The 1,583-nt window shown below is 60.9% G+C and carries 1 protein-coding gene and 1 pseudogene (1 of these 2 running past the window's edge); both read left to right on the top strand.

The window, feature by feature from the left end; all coding sequences use genetic code 11:
- Positions 1-756, top strand: a pseudogene (locus A2Z13_06495) (dehydrogenase) (it extends 1,823 nt beyond the left edge of the window).
- A gap of 14 nt (positions 757-770) precedes the next feature.
- A complete protein-coding gene (locus tag A2Z13_06490) occupies positions 771-1,526 on the top strand; it encodes a 4Fe-4S ferredoxin (GenBank protein OGP80377.1) in 756 nt (251 codons plus the stop codon).
- Positions 1,527-1,583 lie beyond the last annotated feature (57 nt).

The raw sequence follows: 1,583 nt of genomic DNA, 5'->3' as shown, positions 1-1,583 counted from the left end.
TGGAACGGGAAGGAGAAGATGAAGGGCGACCAGATCGCTGGCTGGGCCGAATTCCGCAAGCGGGGGATCTACAACACCGAGACCTACGCCTACAGGAAGAACTGGGGCAAGGACAACCCCGTGACCGGCAAGTTCGAGGGGAAGTTCAGGACCGAGACCAAGAAGTTCGAATTCTACAGCGAGACGATGAAAAAGGCCTTCGAGGAGCACGCCAAGAAGCACAATACCACCGTGGACGACGTCCTGCAGGTCAGCGGCTACGAGGCCCGCGGCGAGCTGGCCTTCGTCCCCCATTACGAGTCACCGAAACGCTGGGGGAGCGAGAAGGAGTATCCCTTCACCTTCATCGACTACAAGTCCCGCCTCAACCGGGAGGGACGCAGCCAAAACACCGTCTGGTACCACGAGTTCAAGGGGGTCGACGTCGGCGACAGGAGCTGGGACGACGTCGCCAAGATCAACCCGGAGGACGCATCCAGGCTGGGGATCCGGGACGGCGACAAGATCCGTCTTACCTCGACTTCAGGATCCATCCTTGCCACGGCCAGGCTGTGGCAAGGCGTCCGCCCCGGGACCGTGGCCAAGTGCTACGGCCAGGGGCACTGGGCCTACGGCCGCGTGGCCGCCAGGGATTACGCGAAATTCCAGGCCCGCGGCGGCAACAACAACGAAATCCTGCCGGACGATTATGACCGGCTGAGCGGCTCAACCGCCCGCAACGGCGGCTTCACCGGCGTAAAGATCGAGAAGGCCTAAAGGAGGGATGATAAATGACACGGTATGGGATGGTAATAGACCTTCAAAAGTGCGTCGGCTGCGGTGCGTGCGCGATTTCCTGCAAGACCGAGAACAACACGCAGAACAGGCAGGACGGCCAGTCCTTCAACTGGGCGGACTTCCTGTATGAAGAGTCCGGTACGTTTCCGAACGCGGCGCATACTACCCGCCCGGTGCTCTGCAACCACTGCACGGATGCGCCTTGCGTCGGTGCGTGCCCTGTGACCCCGACGGCGATATTCAAAACGCCCGATGGAATCACCATGATCAACCACGAACGCTGCATCGGAGACCGTGCATGCCAGCGGGCCTGTCCCTACAGCAAGGAGACGGTGAAAACCGGCGAGTGGAGCGTCCTCAGCTTCAACGAGTTCAAGAAGGACACAAATGCCTTTTTCCGCGACCGCTCCGAGCTCATCGCGGCCGGAACGGCCTCCGGGGCCGAGGTCGCCAGGCAGGCCAATTCGATCCCTCCCCATCGCAACCGGTACGGCCATCCCGATTACAGCGATGTCCGGCGTGCGGGAGTCGTGGAAAAATGCATCTTCTGCGACCATCGGTTGAAGAAGGGCGAGATGCCCTACTGCGTGGTTTCCTGTCCTTCGGGAGCAAGGATCTTCGGCGACATCCGGGATCCCAACAGCGAACCCGCAAAGCTCCTGAAGGAGCACAAGGCCACGGTGCTGAAACCCGATGAAGGCACCAGTCCGAATGTTTACTACATCCGGAGCTTCAAGGCCAAGGCGTAGGCACGCGTCTTCCGGGGTCAGGCAGGGCGAATCATGGCCGGCAAGGATTTCATCGAC

It is taken from the genome of Deltaproteobacteria bacterium RBG_16_64_85 (genome assembly GCA_001798885.1).
Taxonomy (GTDB): Bacteria; Desulfobacterota; Deferrimicrobia; order Deferrimicrobiales; family Deferrimicrobiaceae; genus FEB-35.
Note: the sequence above shows the minus strand (reverse complement) of the source record. Positions and strands in the feature narration are given on the sequence as shown.